This window comes from Paenibacillus jilunlii (assembly GCF_900102965.1).
In the GTDB taxonomy this organism is placed as follows: Bacteria; Bacillota; Bacilli; order Paenibacillales; family Paenibacillaceae; genus Paenibacillus_AQ; species Paenibacillus_AQ jilunlii.
The window spans coordinates 58,035-80,099 of the sequence record NZ_FNGM01000020.1 but is presented as its reverse complement, the minus strand read 5'-3'; the positions used below and the strand labels follow the sequence as shown (position 1 = coordinate 80,099).

General features: G+C 52.8%; 18 protein-coding genes and 1 pseudogene. 13 read left to right on the top strand and 6 right to left on the bottom strand.

From position 1 onward, the window contains the following. Nucleotides 1–121 precede the first annotated feature (121 nt). Nucleotides 122–1,630 (top strand): MDR family MFS transporter, encoded by a 1,509-nt coding sequence (locus BLQ82_RS25835; protein ID WP_143013555.1) that lies wholly within the window; start codon nucleotides 122–124, stop codon nucleotides 1,628–1,630. A 141-nt stretch (nucleotides 1,631–1,771) separates the two neighbouring features. Here BLQ82_RS25835 and BLQ82_RS25830 read toward each other — a convergent pair whose 3' ends face one another. Then, nucleotides 1,772–2,239 carry a MarR family winged helix-turn-helix transcriptional regulator gene (locus tag BLQ82_RS25830; protein ID WP_020428240.1) on the bottom strand — a complete coding sequence of 156 codons (468 nt, stop codon included), beginning with the start codon at nucleotides 2,237–2,239 and terminating at the stop codon, nucleotides 1,772–1,774. Between the two features lie 313 nt (nucleotides 2,240–2,552). Between BLQ82_RS25830 and BLQ82_RS25825 the strand changes: the two genes are divergently transcribed. Together BLQ82_RS25825 and BLQ82_RS25820 are read left to right on the top strand one after the other, a co-directional pair. After that, a complete protein-coding gene (locus BLQ82_RS25825; protein ID WP_082722615.1) occupies nucleotides 2,553–3,326 on the top strand; it encodes an ABC transporter ATP-binding protein in 774 nt (257 codons plus the stop codon). Further along, complete coding sequence (locus tag BLQ82_RS25820) at nucleotides 3,323–4,573, top strand: ABC transporter permease (protein ID WP_062522422.1); 1,251 nt, start codon at nucleotides 3,323–3,325, stop codon at nucleotides 4,571–4,573. Before BLQ82_RS25825 ends, BLQ82_RS25820 begins: the two co-directional genes overlap by 4 nt. Before the next feature lie 433 nt (nucleotides 4,574–5,006). Here BLQ82_RS25820 and BLQ82_RS25815 read toward each other — a convergent pair whose 3' ends face one another. Then, a complete protein-coding gene (locus tag BLQ82_RS25815; RefSeq protein WP_062522424.1) occupies nucleotides 5,007–6,278 on the bottom strand; it encodes a BaiN/RdsA family NAD(P)/FAD-dependent oxidoreductase in 1,272 nt (423 codons plus the stop codon). Nucleotides 6,279–6,455: 177 nt separating this feature from the next. Between BLQ82_RS25815 and BLQ82_RS25810 the strand changes: the two genes are divergently transcribed. The 3 genes from BLQ82_RS25810 to nadE all read left to right on the top strand — a co-directional run bounded on the left by BLQ82_RS25810 (nucleotide 6,456) and on the right by nadE (nucleotide 9,687). Then, nucleotides 6,456–8,204: a two-component system sensor histidine kinase NtrB gene (locus BLQ82_RS25810; protein ID WP_062522426.1), complete on the top strand. Its 1,749-nt coding sequence runs from the start codon at nucleotides 6,456–6,458 to the stop codon at nucleotides 8,202–8,204. A 127-nt stretch (nucleotides 8,205–8,331) separates the two neighbouring features. Continuing rightward, on the top strand, nucleotides 8,332–8,766 hold the full coding sequence (locus tag BLQ82_RS25805; RefSeq protein WP_025705636.1) for a BrxA/BrxB family bacilliredoxin: 435 nt from the start codon (nucleotides 8,332–8,334) through the stop codon (nucleotides 8,764–8,766). Nucleotides 8,767–8,877: 111 nt separating this feature from the next. Further along, complete coding sequence (nadE, locus tag BLQ82_RS25800; RefSeq protein WP_062522428.1) at nucleotides 8,878–9,687, top strand: ammonia-dependent NAD(+) synthetase; 810 nt, start codon at nucleotides 8,878–8,880, stop codon at nucleotides 9,685–9,687. Between the two features lie 69 nt (nucleotides 9,688–9,756). On the opposite strand, the gene BLQ82_RS25795 is transcribed toward nadE, so the two are convergent. After that, entirely contained in the window at nucleotides 9,757–10,575 is an 819-nt protein-coding gene (locus tag BLQ82_RS25795) for an alpha/beta hydrolase family protein (RefSeq protein ID WP_062522429.1), read from the bottom strand. Nucleotides 10,576–11,096: 521 nt separating this feature from the next. Here BLQ82_RS25795 and acpS point away from each other — a divergent pair. Beyond that, nucleotides 11,097–11,495, top strand: coding sequence for a holo-ACP synthase (acpS, locus tag BLQ82_RS25785; protein WP_062522433.1), 399 nt, complete (start codon nucleotides 11,097–11,099; stop codon nucleotides 11,493–11,495). A gap of 306 nt (nucleotides 11,496–11,801) precedes the next feature. Then, complete coding sequence (gene mutY / locus BLQ82_RS25780; RefSeq protein WP_062522535.1) at nucleotides 11,802–13,316, top strand: A/G-specific adenine glycosylase; 1,515 nt, start codon at nucleotides 11,802–11,804, stop codon at nucleotides 13,314–13,316. A gap of 424 nt (nucleotides 13,317–13,740) precedes the next feature. Here the strand turns inward: mutY and BLQ82_RS25775 are convergent, their stop codons facing one another. Then, nucleotides 13,741–14,349, bottom strand: a complete 609-nt coding sequence (locus tag BLQ82_RS25775) for a superoxide dismutase (RefSeq protein ID WP_062522435.1) — start codon at nucleotides 14,347–14,349, stop codon at nucleotides 13,741–13,743. A gap of 590 nt (nucleotides 14,350–14,939) precedes the next feature. Between BLQ82_RS25775 and BLQ82_RS25770 the strand changes: the two genes are divergently transcribed. The 5 genes and pseudogenes from BLQ82_RS25770 (at nucleotide 14,940) to folE (ending at nucleotide 18,422) form a co-directional block, all read left to right on the top strand. Further along, nucleotides 14,940–15,359, top strand: coding sequence for a GNAT family N-acetyltransferase (locus BLQ82_RS25770; protein WP_062522436.1), 420 nt, complete (start codon nucleotides 14,940–14,942; stop codon nucleotides 15,357–15,359). A 243-nt stretch (nucleotides 15,360–15,602) separates the two neighbouring features. Continuing rightward, nucleotides 15,603–16,220, top strand: a complete 618-nt coding sequence (lepB, locus tag BLQ82_RS25765) for a signal peptidase I (protein ID WP_062522438.1) — start codon at nucleotides 15,603–15,605, stop codon at nucleotides 16,218–16,220. A gap of 18 nt (nucleotides 16,221–16,238) precedes the next feature. Beyond that, nucleotides 16,239–17,405, top strand: a pseudogene (queG, locus tag BLQ82_RS25760) (tRNA epoxyqueuosine(34) reductase QueG); the annotation flags it as partial. Between the two features lie 121 nt (nucleotides 17,406–17,526). Next, a complete protein-coding gene (locus BLQ82_RS25755; protein ID WP_062522440.1) occupies nucleotides 17,527–17,778 on the top strand; it encodes a YneF family protein in 252 nt (83 codons plus the stop codon). A 50-nt stretch (nucleotides 17,779–17,828) separates the two neighbouring features. Continuing rightward, the gene (folE, locus tag BLQ82_RS25750) at nucleotides 17,829–18,422 is read left to right on the top strand and encodes a GTP cyclohydrolase I FolE (RefSeq protein ID WP_062522441.1); all 594 of its coding nucleotides are present in this window, start codon (nucleotides 17,829–17,831) and stop codon (nucleotides 18,420–18,422) included. Between the two features lie 110 nt (nucleotides 18,423–18,532). Here folE and BLQ82_RS25745 read toward each other — a convergent pair whose 3' ends face one another. After that, complete coding sequence (locus BLQ82_RS25745) at nucleotides 18,533–19,711, bottom strand: Fe-Mn family superoxide dismutase (protein WP_062522442.1); 1,179 nt, start codon at nucleotides 19,709–19,711, stop codon at nucleotides 18,533–18,535. 81 nt (nucleotides 19,712–19,792) lie between these two features. After that, nucleotides 19,793–22,039 (bottom strand): amylo-alpha-1,6-glucosidase, encoded by a 2,247-nt coding sequence (locus BLQ82_RS25740; RefSeq protein WP_062522444.1) that lies wholly within the window; start codon nucleotides 22,037–22,039, stop codon nucleotides 19,793–19,795. Nucleotides 22,040–22,065: the final 26 nt, after the last annotated feature.

The window sequence follows — 22,065 nt, the reverse complement described above, 5'->3', positions numbered from 1 at the left end:
TATAAGGATTTATATGTTTCACGTCACAAATCATCCTTATATTTCTCGCTGGAACGGTACCCCTATTGAAGAAGGCGAAGCCGTTTCTGCTTGTGATACATAGAGAGAGGATTTGAAGTCATTGATATCACCAGGAACAAAAGAACGTAAGCTTATCTTGACCGGCGTGCTGCTGGCTACCTTTTTGGCGGCGATTGAAGGGACGGTTACCGGGCCCGCCGGACCGGCTATAGTGGGAGATTTTCAGGGGATGCAGTGGCTGAGCTGGATCTTTACCGCGTATTTGCTGGCCATGGCAGTGACAACGCCCATTTTCGGCAAGCTTAGTGATTTGATGGGCCGGAAGCCGGTGTTCATCGGCGGCGTTGCTGTTTTTCTAGTAGGCTCGCTGCTGTGCGGTATGGCCCAGAGTATGGAGCAGCTGATTGTGTTTCGCGGTCTGCAGGGGATCGGAGCGGGTGCGCTGATTCCGATGACTTTTACCATCATAGGGGATATTTACAGCCTTCAGGAACGGGCCAAAACCCAAGGGCTGCTGAGCTCCGTCTGGGGGATCTCTTCGCTGGTAGGCCCGCTGCTTGGCGGTTATGTAGTGGATTATTTGAGCTGGCGCTGGGTATTCGTGTTCAACCTGCCCTTTGGCCTGCTGTCCATTGTCTTCATCTCCCGTTTCCTGAAGGAAGAAAACGTACGGCGCAAGGCGAAGCTAGACCTGCCCGGCGTGCTGCTGTTCACCGCGGGGATGGGGGCACTTCTCTTCGGACTGACGACCGGGGGCCAGAACCTGCCGTGGTCTTCTCCACTGCTGCTGTTTCTGTTAGCTGCTTCCGTCGCGGTATTGGTCATCTTCTGGCGGGTGGAGCGCCGTGCATCTGAGCCGATGCTGCCGCTCGGGCTATTCTCTATTCGTAATATTGCGGTTTCTACCGGAGCCAATCTGCTTGTGAGCACGTTGATTATCGGATTAACGACCTATGTGCCGCTGTGGGTGCAGGGGGTGACCGGCGGGAGTGCAGCCCTGTCGGGCCTGCTGCTGGCTCCGATGTCTGTAGGCTGGGTACTTGGCTCGTTCGCTGGCGGGAGAATGATTCTGCGCTCCGGTTCCCGCCAGACGGGCGTGCTGGGTCTTTCATTAATTGTTCTGGGGGCTGGTGGCCTGGTATTTATGACGGCGGAATCCCCGCAGCTGCTGCTCCTCAGCCTGATGCTGGCCTGTGGAGTGGGCTTCGGTTATGCCTCTATCGTGTTCACCATTATTGCCCAGTCCTCCGTTGAGCATAGCCAGCGGGGGGCCTCTACAGCGCTGAATACCTTTACCCGTTCACTTGGACAGACGGTGGGGGTAGCGATTTTTGGCTCCTGGCTGAATTTGAATGTGAAGTGGCGGCTGGATGGGGCTCCGGGCTCTGCTGAAGCTGGCACCGATGTCAATCAGCTGCTTCATCCGCAGGGGGAGAGTGCACTTTCAAGTGAAGCCTGGGGCAGCCTGAAAAGTGCGCTGGAGGGCGGTCTGCATTCGCTTTTCATCGTGATGGCAGTATTCGCGGTCTTGTCGCTGCTGATTGCTTTTGGACTGCGTAAAGGCGTGCCTTCACTGAAGGAGGAGCCTGCTGCTCTGAAGGAAGTCTAAGTGATGTCACCGCACAAGCTGTAACAAGCACACAAAACCGGCTGTGTCTCCCTTGAACAGGAGTGCGCAGCCGGTTTCTGTCTGTATAAGCAAGGAATGCCTTGGAACGTGAAACGATTCACAACCGTTGTGGCCTTAATTCTACTTACGGGGCAGCGGGGAGAGCTTCTCTGCCTGCAGGCCCATCTTCTTAAGCAGGGTGATCATCTGTTCCTTCTCTTCATCGCTAAGTCCGCTAAATGCCAGATGCAGTCGTTCAGAATATTTCGGATACATTTCGTTCATGAGACGTTCGCCCTCTGAGGTCAACTCGGCAAAGATCACCCGCCGGTCGCTTGGGCAGGGCTTGCGCTGCAGATAGCCGCGCTCTTCCAGCTTGTCGATCACGTACGTAACGTTGCCGCTCTGGAGCAGCAGCTTGGCACCGATCTGCTGGATAGGCTGCGGTCCCTTGTAATAGAGGACCTCCATGACGGCAAAAGCTGTAGGATTGAAGCCTTCGATCTTGCTGCCGGTTACGGCATGCTCGTTAATGCTCTTGAAGGACTTGGCAAAAACCCGGTACAAATGCAGTGTCAATTGAGTGTCGCGTTCATAGGATTGTATCATGCTTCTCCACCTCTATTGTTAATCGTGCAGGCTGGCCCACACGGTATGGAATCCTGATTTTGTTGATCTAGCTTTACAATACGTCAAAGAATGGATAATGAACATGTGATTTGTCACAATGAGCACACTTTTAATTATTAAAAATCAAACAATTTTTTGAGCGTGCAGATAAATTGTGAAAATTCTGGCCTGCGGGTTAACTCTGCTGTCGTCTGGCCTAGGCTGGTACACGCTGGCTGAGGGTGATATGATCGGATTACCGGAATGATCCGGCACTACCAAAGCTATTATTGTTTAGGAGATGGAGAGCTGTATGGAAGAAACGGAAGCGCCGCAGGGGCCGGAGCTTGAAGCGGCCGGAGACAGAGAACAGGAGAGTGCGGAGCGGGATACCGTACTGGATGTCTATATTGAAGAGGCGGGTTATGAAGCTGGCGATAGGAGAATAAGCAATATCTCCTTCCAAGTGCAGCAAGGCCAGCTGCTGGGTTTAATCGGCCCGAACGGAGCCGGGAAGAGCACCACCATTAAGACACTGCTTGGGCTGCTGAAGCATGCCAAAGCCCAGGTGAAGCTCGGCGGAGCGAACAAGTCTTATGCCTACGTGCCGGAGCAGCCGGTATTCTATGAGGATCTGACACTGTGGGAGCATCTGGATCTGGCTGCTGCCGCTTATGGTTTGTCCTACGAGACTTTTGAAGCTACTGCAGAGAAGCTTTTGTCACAGTTTGGCATGGAACAAGTGCGCAATGATCTTCCGGCAGGCTTCTCCAAGGGCATGAAGCAAAAAATGATGCTGATGCTGGGCTTCCTGGTCCAGCCTGACATTTATATTGTGGACGAGCCGTTCATCGGCCTGGACCCGCGTGCCACCAAGGATTTCCTGCGGCTGCTGGAAGCGGAGCGCAGACGCGGAGCCGGAGTGCTGATGTCCACGCACGTGCTGGACACCGCCGAGAAGATCTGTGACAGCTTTGTGCTGATCTCCGGAGGGAGAATGACAGCTACGGGTACACTGGAAGACATCCGCGCCAAGGCGGGATTGCCGGAGGCTTCGTTGTTTGATTGCTTCGATGAATTGACATGAGCAGAGGAGCATTTGCTTTTCCCGCTGCCCCGAAGCTGTTCAAGCGGCGGCTGTTATCCCACTTTCGTGAGCAATCGGCAATCATCCGCACGGCTGCGGACTGGACGGTGCTGCTGTATATTATTATTCCCGGGGGTCTGCTGGGCGGACGTTTTTACTATGGCTTCTGGAACCATGAGTTACCCTCCTGGACCGCAGATTTGCCGTTTGCATTGATCCTCGTCCTGATGTCTATTTTCATCGCCAACGGCGGATTGGTTCTCCTGCTCCAGGAAGGGGATCTGCTGTTCCTCAGGCAGCGGGAGAGCTGGATCAGAACGATTGTGCTGCGGGGGACGGTCTACAGTCTGGCAGTTACATCTCTTAAAATGGCAGCCGTATATGCCATTCTGCTGCCCTTCATCGTGCGGGGCTACGGCTTCAGTCCGGCGGCAGCCTGGGCGCTGCTTGTTATGACGCTTGCCTGCAGCTGGTGCGTTAAGCTGCTGGGGCATATTGTGAAAGTCCAGCGCCAGGGCTTCCGCCGCTGGCTGTGGCTGATTCCTGCGGTAACCGTGCCCTGCGCCATCTATATCCGGGCCGGCTTGTACTGGAAAGACAGCCCGCCGCTGCTGCTGCTTGTAACAGCAGTGTTTGCAGCTGTGACGGTCTGGGCCATCCGCTATCGCTTGCGGCTGCGCGGCACCTTCATGAATGATGTGCGCGAGGACTACAAGCAGCGGATGAGAATCGCTGCGCTGCTGCTGCGCGGGGTGCTCGATAAACCGCGGCCTACACGCTACAAACCGTGGATTTTCCGCAAATCGCAGCCGTTGCTGAAGTCCAAGACACCAGAGAGCCGGTTCACAGCGGCGGCCATCAAGGCATTGGTGCGGAACCCGGCCCATTTGAAGCTGTATCTGTCGTTTACCGGTGTGGGGCTGATAGCGGTGTTTATTGTTCCTTCCTTATTGAAGTGGCTGATCTTCGCACTGCTGGTCGCGTTGATGTCGTACTGGCTGTCCTCCTTCTGGCTGCTGTTCTCCGGGGATGACTACATCGGGATTTTACCGTTCACCAAAGAACAGAAGGCAGCGGCTGGCTCAAAGACGCTGCCGCTGCTGCTGCTGCCGTTTGCCCTGCTCTGCTCGGCGGTAATCTGTGTGCAGCTCTATGGCTGGCTGGGGCTGGTGCTGTTCATTCCTGTTGGCGGCATAGCCGGATACCTCATCGCTAATATGTTCAGCGCGTTCCGTTTTGCCAGATAACAACCTCGGCCAGAGGTCTGAAGATTCACCGGAGTTACGGATGATCTGGACATTGGGGAATTTCAAACCCGGTTTTAGGTAATGAATTTTCCTGTTCTAATAAGCACACCCCGAGAAGGGAGTGTACAATACCCAAACAAGCCAGCCTCCTGAACAATAGGAGGCTGGCTTGTTGTTTAGAATATGGTTTGTTTCTCTGACCTGAGGACGAACTTGTGTCGAACAACAGCAGAAATGCCGTTGTAGAAGCGCCGTCGGTTGGTTTGCTCCGAAACAACGGCAGAAATACCGTTGTTAAAGCGCGTCCGACCGGTTTGCCCAGAAACAACGGCAGAAATACCGTTGTTGAAGCGCGTCCGACCGGTTTGCCAGAAACAACGGCAGAAATGCCGTTGCTGGAGCGCGGCCGGTCAATTTGCTCTTTGAGTTCAGCTTATTTCCGGTACTGCTCAGCCGCATGCTTGCCCGCTGTATATCCTGTGGAGAAGGCTGCGGTAATATTGTATCCGCCGGTATAACCGTGAATATCCATTATTTCACCGCAGAAGAACAGGCCGGGCATCAGCTTGGATTCCATGGTCCGTGGATCGATTTCCTTCAGGTTGACGCCACCGCCGGTGACGAAGGCTTCCTCCAGGGAGCGGGTGCCATACACCTGAACCGGCATCCGCTTCAGAAGTGCCGCGAGCGCCTGCAGCCCGCTTTTGGGCAGATGATGCCCGGTGGTGTCGCCATCCAGCCCCGCTTTGGCCAGCAGCAGGGGAATCATTCGCTCCGGCAGCAATCCCTTCAGTGAGTTGCGGATCGCCTTCTTCGGCTCCAGCTCCAGCTTATTCTGCAGCTGTTCTTCCATCTCCTGCGGGTTCAGGCCGGGGAAAAGGTCAATGGACAGCTCTACGGTATCTATCCCGGATTTGCGCTGGACCTGGCGCAGGAACTGGCTGCAGCGCAGTGCAATCGGACCGGAGAGTCCAAAATGGGTGAAGATCATATCGCCCCGGTGGGCAATGACCCGCTTGCCTTTGGGATTCCAGACCGTGAGCGTCACATCCCGCAGGGACAATCCCTGAAGCTCTCCTGACTTGATCCACCCCTCCCGCGACAGGATGGGCACTTCCGTGGGGAACAGCTCCGTAATAGTGTGTCCGGCGGCTTCAGCCCATGGATAGCCATCCCCGGTAGAGCCAGTCTGAGGAACAGATTTGCCGCCGGTGGCAATGACTACGGCGCTGGCGCTGAGTGTTCTGCCCGAGGTTAACCGGATGCCTTCCACACTGCTATTTCCATAGAGAACCTCCGCCACCGGGCTGTCCGTCATAATCTGCACGCCCAGGTTGCGCACCTTGCGGATGAGCGCGGACACGACGCTTGAGGCCTTGTCAGAGACGGGAAACATACGCCCATTGTCTTCTTCCTTCAGAGCTATGCCGAGATTCTCAAAAAATTCAATAATATCCAGATTGTTGAAATGATCAAACGCGCTGTACAAAAAGCGCCCGTTGCCGGGAATATGGGATATCAGTTCAGCGGTTTCCTTGACATTGGTCACATTGCAGCGGCCGCCGCCGGAGATCCCCAGCTTCCGGCCAAGCTTGGAGCCTTTGTCTACCAGCAGAACTGCAGCTCCATGCTCCGCTGCTGCTACACTGGCCATAAGCCCGGAAGGTCCGCCTCCGATAATAATTACATCATAGTTGCCGCTCATAAATCTGCTCCTTTACATGTTAAAAGCATGGTGCGATCTGTGCCTTCTAACGGCATCATACCATTAAGGCTACGGCTGGGGCCAGAAAGCCGGACATTGGCGCTGGGATTTACATTGTCAGGATAGCGCGGGTGTGCTTTAATCAATGTGAATAGGGTAATTTGTCCAATTAGGGGAGTGATTTCAATTATTTATGCGGTAAAGGATATTTTATTGCAAATTACAGCGGCTTGCTCCTTTCTGTGTATGTTTCAATGGTGGATTGATCAAGGTTATATCGTGCGAAGGAACGAAAGGTTCCTGGATGACCAATCCTTTTTAATAATCAGTTGTGCCCTAAGCATTGTATTCTGCATGGTTCTGTCCACAACCCTGTTTGATGCAATCTATCTGAATTTAGCGATGATACCCGCTTATATCGGCATCCTGTATGCCGGCTTCCGCTCGGGGGTCAGCCTGGCTGTTTTTTTTATACTGTGCACTGTATTATTCTCGGAGCCTCCCGGCCTCAGCAATCTGGTGCTGAACACAGGCGTGCTGCTGTATCCGCTGCTGTTTGGCATGGCGAAGCCTTTTAAGAGCGAAAAAGTTATGGGCAAAATTTTCATCCTCTGGAGTGTTCTGTTCCCGAGCATGATGTTTATTGTCCTTGCGCCAAAAATGTATGGCCCCAGCCTGTACGATACTTCGTCCAAAGAAATGGCAGTGGCATTGTTCTACCTGCTTGTTCCGGTTATCTTGGGAGGCGGCTTGTTATACTTTATCGAAACCGCTTGGGACAGGCTGCAGACTCAGGAGAAAATGAAAGGGATTTCTGAGAAATTCGAACGGGAATCGGAGAAGCTGCAGCAGATCACCAATGTAGTCCCTGTCAGTATTATGCTACTTGACGATATGGGGTATGTAACGGAGCTTAATGATTGTATGCTGAACCTCTTCCGGCAGCATGAGCCGAACATTACAAGGGAGGCTATTGTAGGCCAGCAGGTAGAACGGCTGCTCCTCCAAGAGGTTAACGGGGAGGCCCTAAAGCGTATGAGAGAAAGCGGGTTCAGCAAACAACGGTATAACGAGAAAGTACAGTATGACTCCAGAACCTACAATGTATTCTCAGCGCCTCTGCACCATGGAGTGGGAGGAGGATCAGCTGGCCGGGTTTTGACTGTCCAGGACCTTACCGAAGAAGAAAAGTTCCGCAGCGAACTGGACAATGTAGAGCGGCTAACCCTGGTCGGCCAGATGGCAGCGGGAATTACACATGAAATCCGCAATCCTATGGCCGTGGTACGCGGATTTCTGCAGCTTATGCGGGAGAAAAGCCCCGGGGAAATGGACTCATACTATCAGATTGTCATAGAGGAACTGGACCGGGCCAACGATATTATTAATGACTTTCTCTCCCTTGCGCAGAGCCGGATTTCTGACAAGGAGCCTGTTCAGCTGCATCATATTATAAAAGAACTCGCCCCGCTTCTCTGGGCCGACGCGAATCTCCGCGGCCAAAGCGTGGAGCTGAGATTATGTCCATCCCTTCCGCTGCTTCAGCTCAACCCCAGGGAAATCAAGCAGCTGATTCTTAATCTGGCCCGAAACGGGATGGAAGCGATGGAACCTAAAGGGGAACTGCTTCTGGAGACGCGTTTTACCGAGAATAAGGTGGAACTGATTATACAGGATACAGGCAGCGGTATTCCGCAGAGCCAGCTGGAGAAGCTGTTTGTACCTTTTTACACCACAAAAAACCAAGGTACGGGCCTGGGCCTTCCGCTGTGTCTGAGCATTGCTGAGCGGCATCAGGGCAGCATCAGAGTAGAATCCCAGGAGGGGAAAGGTACGGCGTTTATCGTTTCTTTTCCTTACGGGCAGGAGGGCAGGCAGCAGGCTGCCGCCACCAAGGAGCGCTCTGATTTCCCCTCACAGCTATAGTGTTCCTGATTACGGAAAATGGAGCTGCTGCCGCTTGCTTTCACAGAGTATGTATGTATAATAAAGTTAGTAAATCCTGCTGCAACGTGGTCTGACAAATATAGAAGGATAAAGGAGAGTGCACAGAATGTCCATGTCATTTAATCAATATATGAAGGATTCCATCCAGCCGATGCGCGATGATCTGACAAGCATCGGATTTAAGGAGCTGTTGACTCCAGAAGAGGTGGAAGCAGTTCTTCCTGACTCCAAGGGAACAACGCTTGTTGTTGTGAATTCGGTCTGCGGCTGTGCAGCCGGTCAATGCCGTCCGGGCGTGGCCCAGGCGCTGCAGAATGAGATTCTGCCGGATCACCTGTATACCGTGTTCGCCGGTCAAGAGAAAGAAGCTACAGCTAAAGCGCGTGAGTACTTTGCACCGTATCCGCCTTCTTCGCCTTCGATCGCGCTGATGAAGGATGGAGAGCTTGTTCACTTCATCGAACGCCATGGGGTCGAAGACCGTTCAGCTGCCGAAATCGCGGCTGAGCTGAAGGATGTATTCAACCGCCTGTGCCAATAAAATAAGGCTGGTCTTTACTTGAGTCCCGCAGGCTGCCGGAAGTCCGGATGTCTGCGGGATTTTTTATAAGTAGAATAAACGCAGATATACTGTGAAACGGGGTGTACGCACTTGAGTATGCAGAACGAAATTATTGCCGCCCTTGGTGTTAAGCCCTCCATTGATGTGGAGGCAGAGGTCCGGAAACGGGTGGATTTTTTGAAAGCATATGTGCTGGAAGCAGGGGCGGGCGGTCTGCTGATTGCAATCAGCGGAGGAGTAGACAGTGCGGTTGCCGCGGGTCTGTGCAAACGGGCTACGGACGAGCTTACAGCCGGGGAAGGCAAAGACTATATAACGCTTGGTGTTTTTCAGCCTTATGGCGAACAGGAGGATATTGCGCACAGCTATGCGGTAGCTGAGGCGTTTGGATTAACGCATAAGGTAGAGACCAACATCGAGGAAGCGGTCAACGAGATCGCCCTTGAGGTGGAACACAGCCTGAAATCGCTTGGACAGCACCGCCACATCACCCATCAGGGTAAAGGCAATGTAAAGGCAAGAACACGCATGGTAATGCAGTATGCGCTCGCTTTTGAGAACAATCTGCTGGTAGTGGGAACAGATCATGCTTCTGAAGCTATAACCGGCTTCTATACCAAATGGGGGGATGGTGCCGTGGATATTACACCGCTGTCTTCGCTGAATAAGCGCCAGGTGCGCCAGTTGGCTGCATTCCTCGGAGTGCCTGCGGATATTGTCACCAAAGCGCCGACAGCTGGCCTGTGGCCTGGGCAGACGGATGAAGCGGAGCTTGGCATCACCTATGAGGAGAACAGCGATTACCTGGAGGGCAAAACCGTCAGCCCTGAAGCGGCGAAGAAACTGGAGAATTTCTACCGGAGAACCGCGCATAAGCGCAATGTGATTCCCGGGATCTAAAAATGTGTTGCCCAACCGCCGGGGAGCTGCGTTTAATGCAGACGCTCCGGCGGTTTTTCATGATAACAGCTACCCCGCCAAAATCCGGGTGATGAAATCCCTGGAAGCTGCAATGGCCTGTTCCAACTGTGGTGTGGTTCCGGTAAAAGGATGAACGGCACCGAAGGTGTGATTGCCGCCCGGAATTTGTATCCATTCAATATCCGGCCGAAACCGGATTAATTGCTCTGATCCGCGCCGCAGCCGCTCGCCGTCCTCACTCCCCTGGATCAGGACTGCAGGGAAGCTGGCCTGCTTCATCCGTTCCAACAGGTTGTAGCGTTCCGCTTGCTGCTCCAGATCTTCTATAATGATGGCATCCAGCGGCATTTGCTGGCCTGTCCGTCCGTTGAGGACATGGGTCCGGCCCTTTTCCCTCATTTCACGCTTCTGTTCTTCTGTGAACAGGTCCAGATTGGTGATCCCGTTCCAGGAGATCACGCCGGCAATTTCTGCAGGATGATCCAGAGCATAGAGCAGACAGTCGCCCCCTCCGCGGCTGTGTCCCAGCAGAAAGACAGGCAGACTTCCGAATCTGTGGTGCTGGCTCAGATAGGAGAGCAGGATCTCCATATCCCTGATTTCACGCTGGTAGGTGTTGCGGGCAAACTTTTCAAGCTCGGTGAAATTCTGCAAATCTTCGCCGATTCCGGCATGTGAGAAGTTGAAGCTGATCACTTCATGCTCATCACTAAGCGCCTCTGCAGTATAAGGGAACATTCCCCAATCCTTGAAGCCCTTGTACCCGTGAGCGACCACAATCAGGCTTCTGGCTTCGCCTTGGGCTGGAAAATGTGAACAACGCAGGACAGTATCTTCTCCTGCGGGCAATTCGAAATTACGGGGCATAGGGCAGTCTCCCTTTCCTTGATATTCTAGTATCCACAGCCGGGGCTGTGTTCAAATCCGGTTCTAAACTGAAGACTGAAATATACCGGATATACCCATAAATAGACTTTTGCGGTTTTTTCTTTTAAGATAGCAGAAAGCTGACTTTAAAACTATTATTAATATATAAATTGAACAGGGGAAATTAAGAATAAGAGGGAAAGTGGCGGAGGAGAAGTTTGGAACTGTAGGAGCGTTAGCGTTCGCCTTTGTATCCGGATTTTATCCTCTAAAAGAGGTAAGAATGAAGAAATCTGGATATGGCAGCGGCCGGAAGTCCAAACATTCTCTGGAGTCACAACCCGTCCTAAATACAAAAATTAAAAGTTCAGTTTATATAGTTCATGGTAAAGAGGCAGGCGGACTTCCTCTGTTATATGAGATTTCTGGCGCCCATAGGAAGATCATACCATTAGAAGTGCGGTAAGGATAGAAGGGAATATGAGAGTCAATGAATGTACAGGCATGAGAGGTGTGGAATTTTGATTTACGGAATCGGACATGATGTGCTGGAAATCGGGAGGATCGCGGGTATTGCGAATGGCAGCCTGGGCAGCCGGTTTACCCGGCGGATTCTGACCGGGCCGGAGCTGGTACTGGCCGCAGGCAAGGGCGGAAAGGCAGCGGAGTTCATAGCCGGGCGGTTTTCGGCCAAGGAGGCGGTAGTTAAGGCGTTCGGATGCGGAATCGGCCATACGGTAGGCTTTCAGGATATCGAAATTCTGCCGGACGCCTTGGGCAAGCCGGTAGCCTCACTCTCGGCTGAGGCCTGGTCCCGGTTGCGGCTGCCGGAGCAGGAGTATACCATTCATCTCACCATTACGCACAGCCGCGGTTTGGCATCGGCGTTCGCGGTGGTGGAGAGGCTGCACGGACGCTAAGACCCCACCTGAGACATAAACGCGGTAATCTATATAAAGCGAATTTAAGTAACGAACAATAGGGAAAAGGGATGGAGGGGAAGCTTGAAACTGGAGGAGCGAAAGCTCGCTATCTTCAGCATAGGCAGTCTGCGGATTTCCACCGCAAAGAGCGGTAATAATCAAATGCATGGGCAGCGGCTGGAAGCCCAGACATTCTCCGTAGTCACGACTAACCCTAATGTAAAGAACTTAAGTTCGCTCTATATAGAAGTCAGCTTAATTGTACCGGTGCAAGAGATTATATGGACGGCAAGGAGAATAACGATGACAATACATGAACAGCAGAGTGAAACACAGCAGGAAGCCAAGTTATTCTTCAGCCGCTTCCTGCTGGAATGGTATCAAGGCCAGAAAAGGGATTTGCCCTGGCGGCGCCACCGCAATCCTTATTACATCTGGATATCGGAGATTATGCTGCAGCAGACCAGAGTGGATACGGTAATTCCTTATTTTAACCGTTTTATTGAACGTTTTCCTACGGTGGAATCGCTGGCCGACGCCCCGGAGGAGGAGGTGCTGAAGTGCTGGGAGGGACTGGGCTACTATTCCCGGGCCCGGAACCTGCAGCATGCAGCCAAGCAGGTGAAAGAGCAATATGGCGGACAGGTGCCCAATGACCGTGACGCCGTGTTTGGCCTCAAGGGGGTGGGTCCTTACACAGCGGGCGCCATCCTCAGCATTGCCTTCAACCGGCCGGAACCGGCGGTAGACGGCAATGTGATGCGGGTGCTGTCCCGCTACTTCCTCATTGAGGATGATATCGCCAAGGGACCTACCCGTGTTGCGATGGAACGGCTGGCCGCGGAGCTGATCCCGGAAGGAGAAGCTTCGCATTTCAATCAGGCGCTGATGGAGCTGGGCGCCCTCGTCTGCACGCCGAAATCACCACGCTGCCTTCCGTGCCCGGTGATGGAGCACTGCGCCGCGCGGCTGGCGGGCTGCGAGACCTCGCTGCCCGTCAAGACCAAGGCGAAGCCGCCGCGCCCGGAGGAGCGGCTGGCGGCCCTGGTGGAGGGCCGCGGCGAGCACGCGGGCCGGGTGCTCATCCGGCAGCGGCCAGTAAGCGGGCTTCTAGCCCGCATGTGGGAGCTGCCGCACTGGCCTGCGCCGCCTGTGGAGGGCGGCGGGGGCGGCGCGCTGCTGCCGGAGGCCGCAGCGCTGGACCGGCTGCGCCGGTCCCTGAGGCAGGCCGGGATTTCTGCCCGGCCGGAAGAGCACTGGATGGCTGCGGAACATACGTTCAGCCATATTGTGTGGACCCTGCAGGTGTACCGCTGCAGGGAAGAGGACGTCCGCGCGCTGCCTTTGGCGGCGGAAGGGCGGGCGGCGTATGCCGCCGGGCAGTCCCCGGGTACCGGGGAGGCCGGCCGGCCAGCCGGTGCAGGCGGGCCTCAGGGCTCGGCCGCGACCGGCATCAGCGGCATAGGGCAGTCTGCCGCCGCCAGAATCAGCGGCGCAGGGCAGTCTGCCGCTGCCAGAATCAGCGGCGAAGAGCGGTCTGCCGCTGACAAGACTGCGCCGGCCTTGAACGCCGCCGCGGACAGTTCCGCTGCGTTATCACCCGGCAGCGGCACGCCCGACTTGTTCAGCGCCGGAGGTACTTCTTCCGGATGGTTAGCTGGCGACGGCGGCGCCATAGAGCCGTTCGCGGACGGCAACGGCAATCCCGAGGATGGCGGGGCGCTCCGGTGGATCAATCGTGAGGATATGGCTAACTATGCCTTTCCAAATGTTTTTTTGAAGCTGCTGAACAGCTACTTCGATGAACAAAATGGATGATTTCTCTCAGATTGTACAAGGTACGCTTACAGTGATTGCTCTGCAGGCGGAGCCTGGGATCAGCAAACAAAAGGGCAGGATCGTGCGTGAGCTGCAGGAAAGAAGCGAAGTGGAATTAGGGAACTTAAATGGATACAGAAGCTTTTGGCAGAGGGAATAGTGGGAAAAAGTAGACTTAAATTAAGCGGATTTACCCGAAAAAGCAGAAAGTGGCCAGATTAGGTATCCTTTTTCCACCTAATGCTTGTGGAGAAGCGGAATGAACAGGAATTAAGTTCACTTTTTCCACTTAAGGCTTGCCGCAGGATCCGTAAAGGGCGCTCCAGGCAAGGCTAGACTAAAATCCAAAACGGCTACCCCGTCTATTATTGGACGGTGTAGCCGTTTTGTTCTGTTTCATGCAGCTGATTTATGCTGCAGAAGCTTATTTTGCGCTTTCGTAGCGTTTGCCGACTTCTTCCCAGTTGACTACGTTCCAGAAGGCTTTGATGTAGTCAGGGCGTTTGTTTTGATAGTTCAGGTAGTAAGCGTGCTCCCATACATCGAGTCCGAGGATCGGAGTAGCGCCTTCGCTGATCGGGTTGTCCTGGTTCGGTGTGCTGGTAACCGCCAGCTTGCCGTCTTTAACAACGAGCCAGGCCCAGCCGCTGCCGAAACGGGTAGTTGCCGCCGTAGCGAAATCTTCTTTGAATTTATCGAAGCCGCCAAGCTCGCTGTCAATTGCAGCTGCCAGTGCGCCGGTTGGTGCACCGCCGCCGTTCGGTCCGATAACTTCCCAGAACAGGGTATGGTTGGCATGTCCGCCGCCGTTGTTGCGGACAGCAGTGCGGATCGCTTCAGGTACTGCATTCAGGTTGGTAAGAAGCTCTTCGATACTCTTGCCTTGCAGTTCGGGTGCCTTTTCCAGAGCGGCGTTCAGGTTCGTCACGTATGTGTTATGGTGCCTGTCATGGTGAATCTCCATCGTCAATGCGTCGATGTGCGGTTCAAGAGCGTTGTTCGGATACGGAAGTGCCGGTAATTGAAATGCCATGGAAAAATCCCTCCTGAGTGTATTGGAATTTGTATGGATAAAGAATTTTGGCGGTCTTGACGTCAAAACCCCTTATTTCCGATGTACCTTATAGGTTATGTACCCGATAAGATACTATTATTAAACCGTATCTGGAACAATAATGCAACACTAAACAAACACAAAAGTTTAAAAAGTAACAGAGCTTTGAAACCTGACTGCAAGTGTTAATGCTGTGTTAAAATCGAAAAGGCCGCCGCCTGCAGTTGTTTACAGTGCTATAATTCCCTTATTATAGGATTAATGGTATACAATACTATGTAAACGCTTAATATCAAGCGCTTTCAAAAGAAAATTGATGATATCGCTAGAAAAGTATGCTTTAATAGACTTAAAAGCAGGTATTCCTCGTTTTTTGGAGTTTAAAGAAGCTATAAACTGTTTAACATTAGGTTAATACTTCTTTAGCCGCCAGAAAAGCAGCTTACCCGAAATGGATTCGGCGGCTTCTTCGGAAGACATCCATTTGCTTTTCTTTTTTCCTCTCAACGCCGTTACGGGAACTCCTTCTTTTGTTAAATTCTAAGCCATAGAAAAGGGAGATTTAAAGAATGCACGTTCGTTCCTTTCAATTAAGCGACGTTACCCCTGTGACTGAACTGCTGCAGACCGCATTATCGGAAGAATGTTTCGAGAGCACTATCGAGCCTTTCTCCAGGCAGCTTTCATGGGACTCTGATCTCATTGTTGTAGCCGAGGATGAAGGGGAGATTGTTGGTGCGCTGATTGGTACGATCGAGAAGAATCACGGCTGTTATTTCCGCATTGCCATCCATCCCGAATACCGCCGCAGAGGAATCGGCAGAGGTCTTGTATCGGCGATGGAACATAAGTTTCAGGCACGCAAGGTCAGCGGTATTTATGTAGCCGTCGACGAGCATAATTCATTTGCGCTGCCGCTCTATGAAGCTATGGGTTATAACGAGAATCAAATCTTCAAGTCGGTAAGGAAGCTTAGCATTGTCGGATAAGTGTTTTGATTCCGGTGCTGCGTAAGCGGAAACATTTTCTAGAATAGAGAACTACTGCAATTGTACGCCTGCAATGATTATAAGTATTAAGAGTGTACATACTTTTAGTATTGAATGCGTGCTTGCATAGTCTGATTCATTATACTGAAGCATATCTTCCCAAGTCCATTGCAAATGGCCGGGAGATATGCTTTTCTATTGTTATGGGACTTGAATGACCAATGAAAAGCAAGAAGGTGGCCTATGAACCGGGAGCTTGAAGAAGATTTCATGCGGAGCCGCAAGCACAGATACCGGTCCGTTACACACCGGAGAACCGGCTCCTTATCAGGAACAGGCTGGGTTCGCGATCTCCGGGATTGGCTGGTTACTGCTGCTGTTGTATTTGCCTTGATGTCGCTGCTCAATATTTTTGTGTTCAATGTCTCAACGGTTATAGGCCAGTCCATGCAGCCCACGCTGTTTGAGGGTGAAAAGTTGATTATTAGCAAGATATCCTTAACCTTTGCCAGTCCCAAGCGGAGTGATGTGGTTGTTCTGCATGACCCTAGCACCGGTCCGGACCGCAAGGAATATTTGGTGAAACGGATCATCGGAATACCCGGCGACAGGATTGAGGTGCGGAACCACAAGCTGTACGTGAACGGCAGGCTTATCGCCGAGTCCTATGTGGACACGGAAATTCAAGACCCGGATTTTGCCGAGCTTACCGTTGGAAAGGGAACCTATTTTGTAATGGGTGACAACCGGCATGCCGGGGCGAGCAAGGACAGCCGGTATTTTGGCGCTGTCCCGCAGAACCGTATTGTCGGTAAGGCTGCGTATATCTGGTGGCCTCTTAGCAAAGCAAATGCACTATAAGTGAAGGAGAAGGCGGTAATGAACAATAACATCCAGACATTTTATGCTCCCCCGCCTTCGAAATGGGAAGGCCTTAAGGCTGAAATTAAGGCTGCCGCACCGGAAATCGGTATTGATGATATCGGATTCGCGACTGCGGAGCCGTTTTTATATTTAAAAAATATACTTCAGGAGCACCGCGACAACGGTTATGATTCCGGCTTCGAGGAGCCGGATCTTGATAAGCGGACCATCCCCGCCCTGCAGTCCGGCGGGCAGCCGCAGTCAATTATCGCCATCGCTGTAGCCTATCCCTCCAAAATGGAGAACCCGCCGAAGTCGGAGCCTGGCGCACGCCGCGGCATCCTGTCACGGGCCTCATGGGGACGGGATTATCATCATGTGCTGCGTGAGGCATTGGCGAAGCTTGAAGCTTTTATCCGCGAGCGGGTGCCGGGAGCGGAGCTGGAGAGCATGGTGGATACGGGAGTGCTGGTCGACAGGGCGGTTGCAGAGCGGGCAGGCATTGGCTTCAGTGCCAAAAACTGCAGCATTATTTCTCCTAAATGGGGCTCATGGATTTATCTCGGGGAGATGGTAACGAATATTCCCTTTCCGCCGGATACACCTGTGGAGGAGGGCTGCGGGAGCTGTACGAAGTGTATCGACGCCTGCCCTACAGGTGCACTCGTAGGTCCCGGACAGCTGAATGCCCAGGCCTGTATTTCTTATCTGACCCAGACGAAGGGCTTGCTGAGTGATGAATACATGACCAAGATCGGCAACCGGCTGTACGGCTGCGACACCTGCCAGATTGTCTGCCCGAAGAACCGGGGGAAGAATTGGAATCACCGCCCGGAGCTGCTGCCTGATCCGGAGGTCGTCAAGCCGCTGCTGCTGCCGATTCTTGAGCTCAGCAACCGTGAGTTCAAGGAGCAGTTCGGCAGCAGCTCTGCAGCCTGGCGGGGCAAGAAGCCGATTCAGCGCAACGCGGTGATCGCGCTTGGCAATTTCAAGGAGGCCGGGGCTGTGCCGAAGCTGACGGAGATTATGCTGAAGGAAACCCGTCCGGAGCTGCGGGGAAGTGCAGCCTGGGCGCTCGGACGCATAGGAGGCGCAGAAGCACTGGCGGCTGTGAAGCTGGCGCTGCACAAGGAAGAGGATGCTGCCGTCCGGGAAATGCTGGAGCGGGCACAGGACAAGCTGCTTGAACGGGAAGGCTAACCCACTTCATTTGCCAATTGCTGTCCAGTTCTTGAAATGCTATGATAGATTCGCGTGCCTACAGCGGCATTGCAGACAACTCAAGTACAGAGGTGGACTTTAGATGAACATTGCTTTGCCAATTATAACGCTTGTCGTAGGTCTGATCGGCGGATTCTTCATTGGAGTGTATTATCTGCGGAGACAAATGACAACGATGCAGAATGATCCGGAAATGCTGCAGAAGGTAGCGAAACAGATGGGTTATAACCTGAACAGCAAACAGATGCAGCGTGCCCAGCAGATGATGAAGAACGGCAATCAGCCGGGACGCGCACCAGCGGCAGGAAAAAGACAAGGCCGCAAAGGCAAGTAACCGGTCCCGGATAAACGGAAATAGATACGGGTACGGAAGGGGGAGGCTTCATGGGGGGCGTCAAGGATTATATGAACGGCAAGGTTGCTGCAAACCGGGAACAAATCGAGTACCATGTGGAGAAAATACTGGAATTAATCGGGGAGGATCCCGGCCGTGAAGGGCTGCTGGAAACACCGGCCAGAGTTACACGGATGTACGAGGAGATCTTCGGCGGGTATTCGGTTGATCCCCGTGAGGCGCTTGGTGTGACCTTTGATGAGTCTCACGAAGAGCTGGTGATCGTAAAGGATATTGTCTATTATAGCCAGTGCGAGCATCACATGGCCCCTTTCTTTGGCAAAGTGCATATCGGATATATTCCCAGCGGACGGATTGCCGGGCTTAGCAAGCTGGCCCGCCTTGTGGAGGCTGTCAGCCGGCGCCTGCAGGTGCAGGAACGCATTACGGCGCAGATTGCCGATATTATGACAGAGGTCCTGAATCCTCATGGTGTGATGGTTGTTGTGGAAGGAGAACACCTGTGCATGTGTGCCCGCGGGGTGAAGAAGCCCGGCAGCAAGACGGTAACCATGGCAACGCGTGGGACTTTCCGTGAGGATGCTGCTGCACGGGCGGAGTTTCTGGCCTTAATCAAAGAATAGAAGACAGGGGCTTGCCCCGTTTCTGTATACGGTAAAGAGCCCTTCCGGCACTGTGAAGTGACGGAAGGGCTCTTTAACTTTGCCTGCCGGAAAGGCTGCTGCCCCCGCTGTCAGAAGGGCTGCCAGACCAGCTTCCGGGCGGCATTGAAGCGCTCGGAGACATAAGGCCAATGTACAACCTTCCACCAGTCCTTGATGTAATCCGCGCGGTTATTCTGATGCTTAAGATAATATGCGTGTTCCCATACATCGAGAGCCAGCAGGGGAACGGCATCCCATTGGGAGAGATTTTGATGCTTCTCCGCTGTCAGGATTTCCAGCCGGCGGCTGCGGGGACTCCAGACCAGAATCGCCCAGCCCCCGCCTTCCACCTTGTTGGCTGCTTCCGTGAACTGTTCCTTAAAGGCATCGTAGCTGCCGAAGCTGTGCTCTATGGCATCCAGCAGCGCGCCTGTCGGACGGCCCCCGCCCTGTGGGGACATGACGTTCCAGAAGATGGTATGCAGATAATGGCCGGCCCCGTTGAAGGCAAGCTCCCGCTCCCAATGCTTTACCAGATCAAAATCCTTGGTTTTCCGGGCTTCGGCCAGCTTGTTCTCCGCTTTGTTCAGCCCGTCTACGTAGCTTTGATGATGCTTGTCATGATGAATGCGCATTGTTTTTTCGTCGATGTAGGGCTCCAGCGCATTATAGGCGTAGGGAAGGGGCGGCAGAGTATGGCCTCCTATCGGAACCGTTCCGGGCTCCCGGTGTCCGGAGAGCGGAGAAGCAATTGAAGCCGGCGGTTCATATCCGGCCTCGCCGTCCCTGTCATAAAGTCCCTCAGACCTTTCCGGCAGCGGTGCTGCTGATTCCCGCGTCCATCCGGGAGCAATACCGGGTACGGACAGGGTGTTCAGAAGAGCCTCGACATACTCTGACTCCCGGATGATATGCAGCAGCACAGTTCCAGCCAGCGGCTGGGCTTTTACAGCAGCGCTTCCCTCCATCAGGGCATGCTGCTGCCGGATAAACTCGCGGGACTGGGAGCAGGCCACCTGGAGAAGCTGTTCTGTTCCAGCGGCCAGCTCTGCGGGGCTGGAGGCGCGGGAAGCCTCCATCAGCTGGCGTGTTGCTGCTCCGGTGGCCTCAAAAACAACAGCCCATTCGTCCAGCAGCTTCACAAAAGGCTTCTCTAGCTGAGGTACAACCCCCTTGATGACTTCCGTATGCTCCTGCTCCTGTTTTTTCCAGAATGCAATTTCTTCGAGAATACGCGCGGGCAGCGCTTGCCCGTATAAATCCGGCATACCTGCAATCCTCCCGTCATAGATCTTCAACAGTTCATTCTATGTACGGGAACAGCGGCTTATGTTTTCCATATCGAATTCTTAGCGCTTCATAACAGAGTGATTCTCCAAATCCATTGGCTCTGCAAACTTAACATTCTTAAACACTTGATTTACATTCAATTGCTGTTCTTCACGCAGCGGCAGCCGGGACACTATAATCTCTTTGGCAGTAATGCCGGCTTTATCGCTAAGGGTAGCCGTCAATTCAAGTTCTGTCCGGGTGATTTTCAGTTCGCAATCATTCTCCACTTCAATTTGCAGGACCTTAAAAGGAGATATATCAATAACTGCCGTGAGTCCGATTCCCTTAAACCCGTAAAGATACGTTTGTTCTGTTGCAGCTGCAGCTGTATAGGTTAAGTCAATGGTACCACTTCCAATCTTAACGCGGGCCTGTAAATCCCCGATCTCCCCGGGAATCCGGGGCGCAAGCGTAAGCGTCTGATTAATCATATCCGGCCGGAACCCCAGGAAATATTGATACCACACACGCAGCTGCTCGGCATTGGACCACGCTTGCAGGTATGCTCCCGTAAGTTTGGCCCAGCGCTGGCCTTCCTGCGGATAAGCATCCATATTCTCGCTCAGTCCCCCGACTACCCCCAGGTTCAGCGCTTGCCAGTTCATATTCTTGAAAAGTTGATAAGCAGTTTCTTCCTGCCCGGCCTCGATCATACGCTGCATGGCTATACCGTTTAACCAGAGCCAGACCGTACCATTGTGGTAAGCTTCATCTTTATGGTAAAGGCTGGTTAAGTGAAATGGATGGAAAAACGGATGTTTTTGCTCCAATGAAGCAACTCCCCATGGATATACGAGCTTTTCCCATGCTGTCCGGATCACTTCACATTTGAAGGAATCATCTTCAATCATGTCCAAGGCAAACAATTGGTTTGGCCGCAGGGAGAATTCCGGCTCATCCTCCGAGTTCAGCCGGTCAGCCAGATAGGGGTGCGCCTGATCCCTGAAATCCGCTGCAAAGTTTCTTTTGAGTTTGTCGGCGATATGGCTCCATTTCTTTGCGCTGCCGCTGTCGTCCATGTACTCAGCGAAGTATACCCCGGCCTGGAGCTGGCTGTACCAAAGCGCTTGAATGTCATTGGCCCGGGTGTCTCTGGGAGAGTAGGACGCCAGATTGGCATCCCGGGCATCCATCCAGGTTTCGTTATCATCATGCATAAGGTAGCCTCTATCGTCCACCCAATGCTTAATAGAGCCTTCTATACTGTTTTGTACCGCCGGATAAAGCTCTGTGATGATCGCCGTATCCCCCGAATATTTAACATAATCCTGTAACTGGATGATAAACCGCGGTGTTCCGTCGGTTGTATGATAGTCTACATTTTTTAAGGCAAGAATATTGGGCACCCTGCCGAAGTATTTGGAAGCCGCATCGGTGTTCTGAAATTTCGCAAAGGAAAGCAATATATTCTTAGCCGTTTCGAATTGCCCGGTTACCAGTACGGCTCCCGGAAGCGCGATGAATTGGTCTCTTCCCCAATATTCATTAAACCAGGGGAGGCCGGCATAGATCCCGTCGCCTTGCTGTCTGGTCACCAACTGGTCCATCGTTATGTTTAACCAATTCAAAGACAAGGCGAGCGAATCACTGCTGCTGGCGATGTATACATTCTTCTGCAAAAAATCCTCCATACGCTTCATTCGTTCGTGCTTCATAGGGATGACATCCCGTCTCGTATCATGAATCATATCTGCCGCTTCGGCAGCCGTTTTGCCCACGGCGATATAAAAGCCTCCGGCGTTGGCTCCGGAATAAACGATATGGTTCTTAACTTCCACCGGCTGGCTGCTTGCTGCACCTACAGCAATAACCCATCCGCCTTCTATTGACTTGAAAAAAGCGATGCCGTCCCGTGGGCTCAGCGGGTTCAGCTGTTCTCCCAACAATTCAATCCCAATGGTTTTTTGGGCACCGGTGAGACTGATCTCCAGCACATTTTTATAGTCAAACATCCACAGCTCTTCTGTCAGACTTGCATGCCTACGCACCATTTTATAGGGGTACACACAGACTTCAGCTTCTTGATTATCCAGTTTCCGTTGATCTGCAATTAAAGTGTAACCGCTAAAAATTCTGCTTTTCGAGATGTTCAATCCCTCAAAATAAGCATGCTCCACATGATCGTTTAGATGTGATTGAGTATAATAATAAGCGGCCTCCTTATTGGTAAAGGAAATTCCACGATTCTCTTCGCGGGAAACGTATATCTTCATTTCATCCAGAATACCGGATGTTTGCTCAGCGGTATTTGTTGATAAGTTCACTATTGCTTACCCTCCCAAAGTAAAAT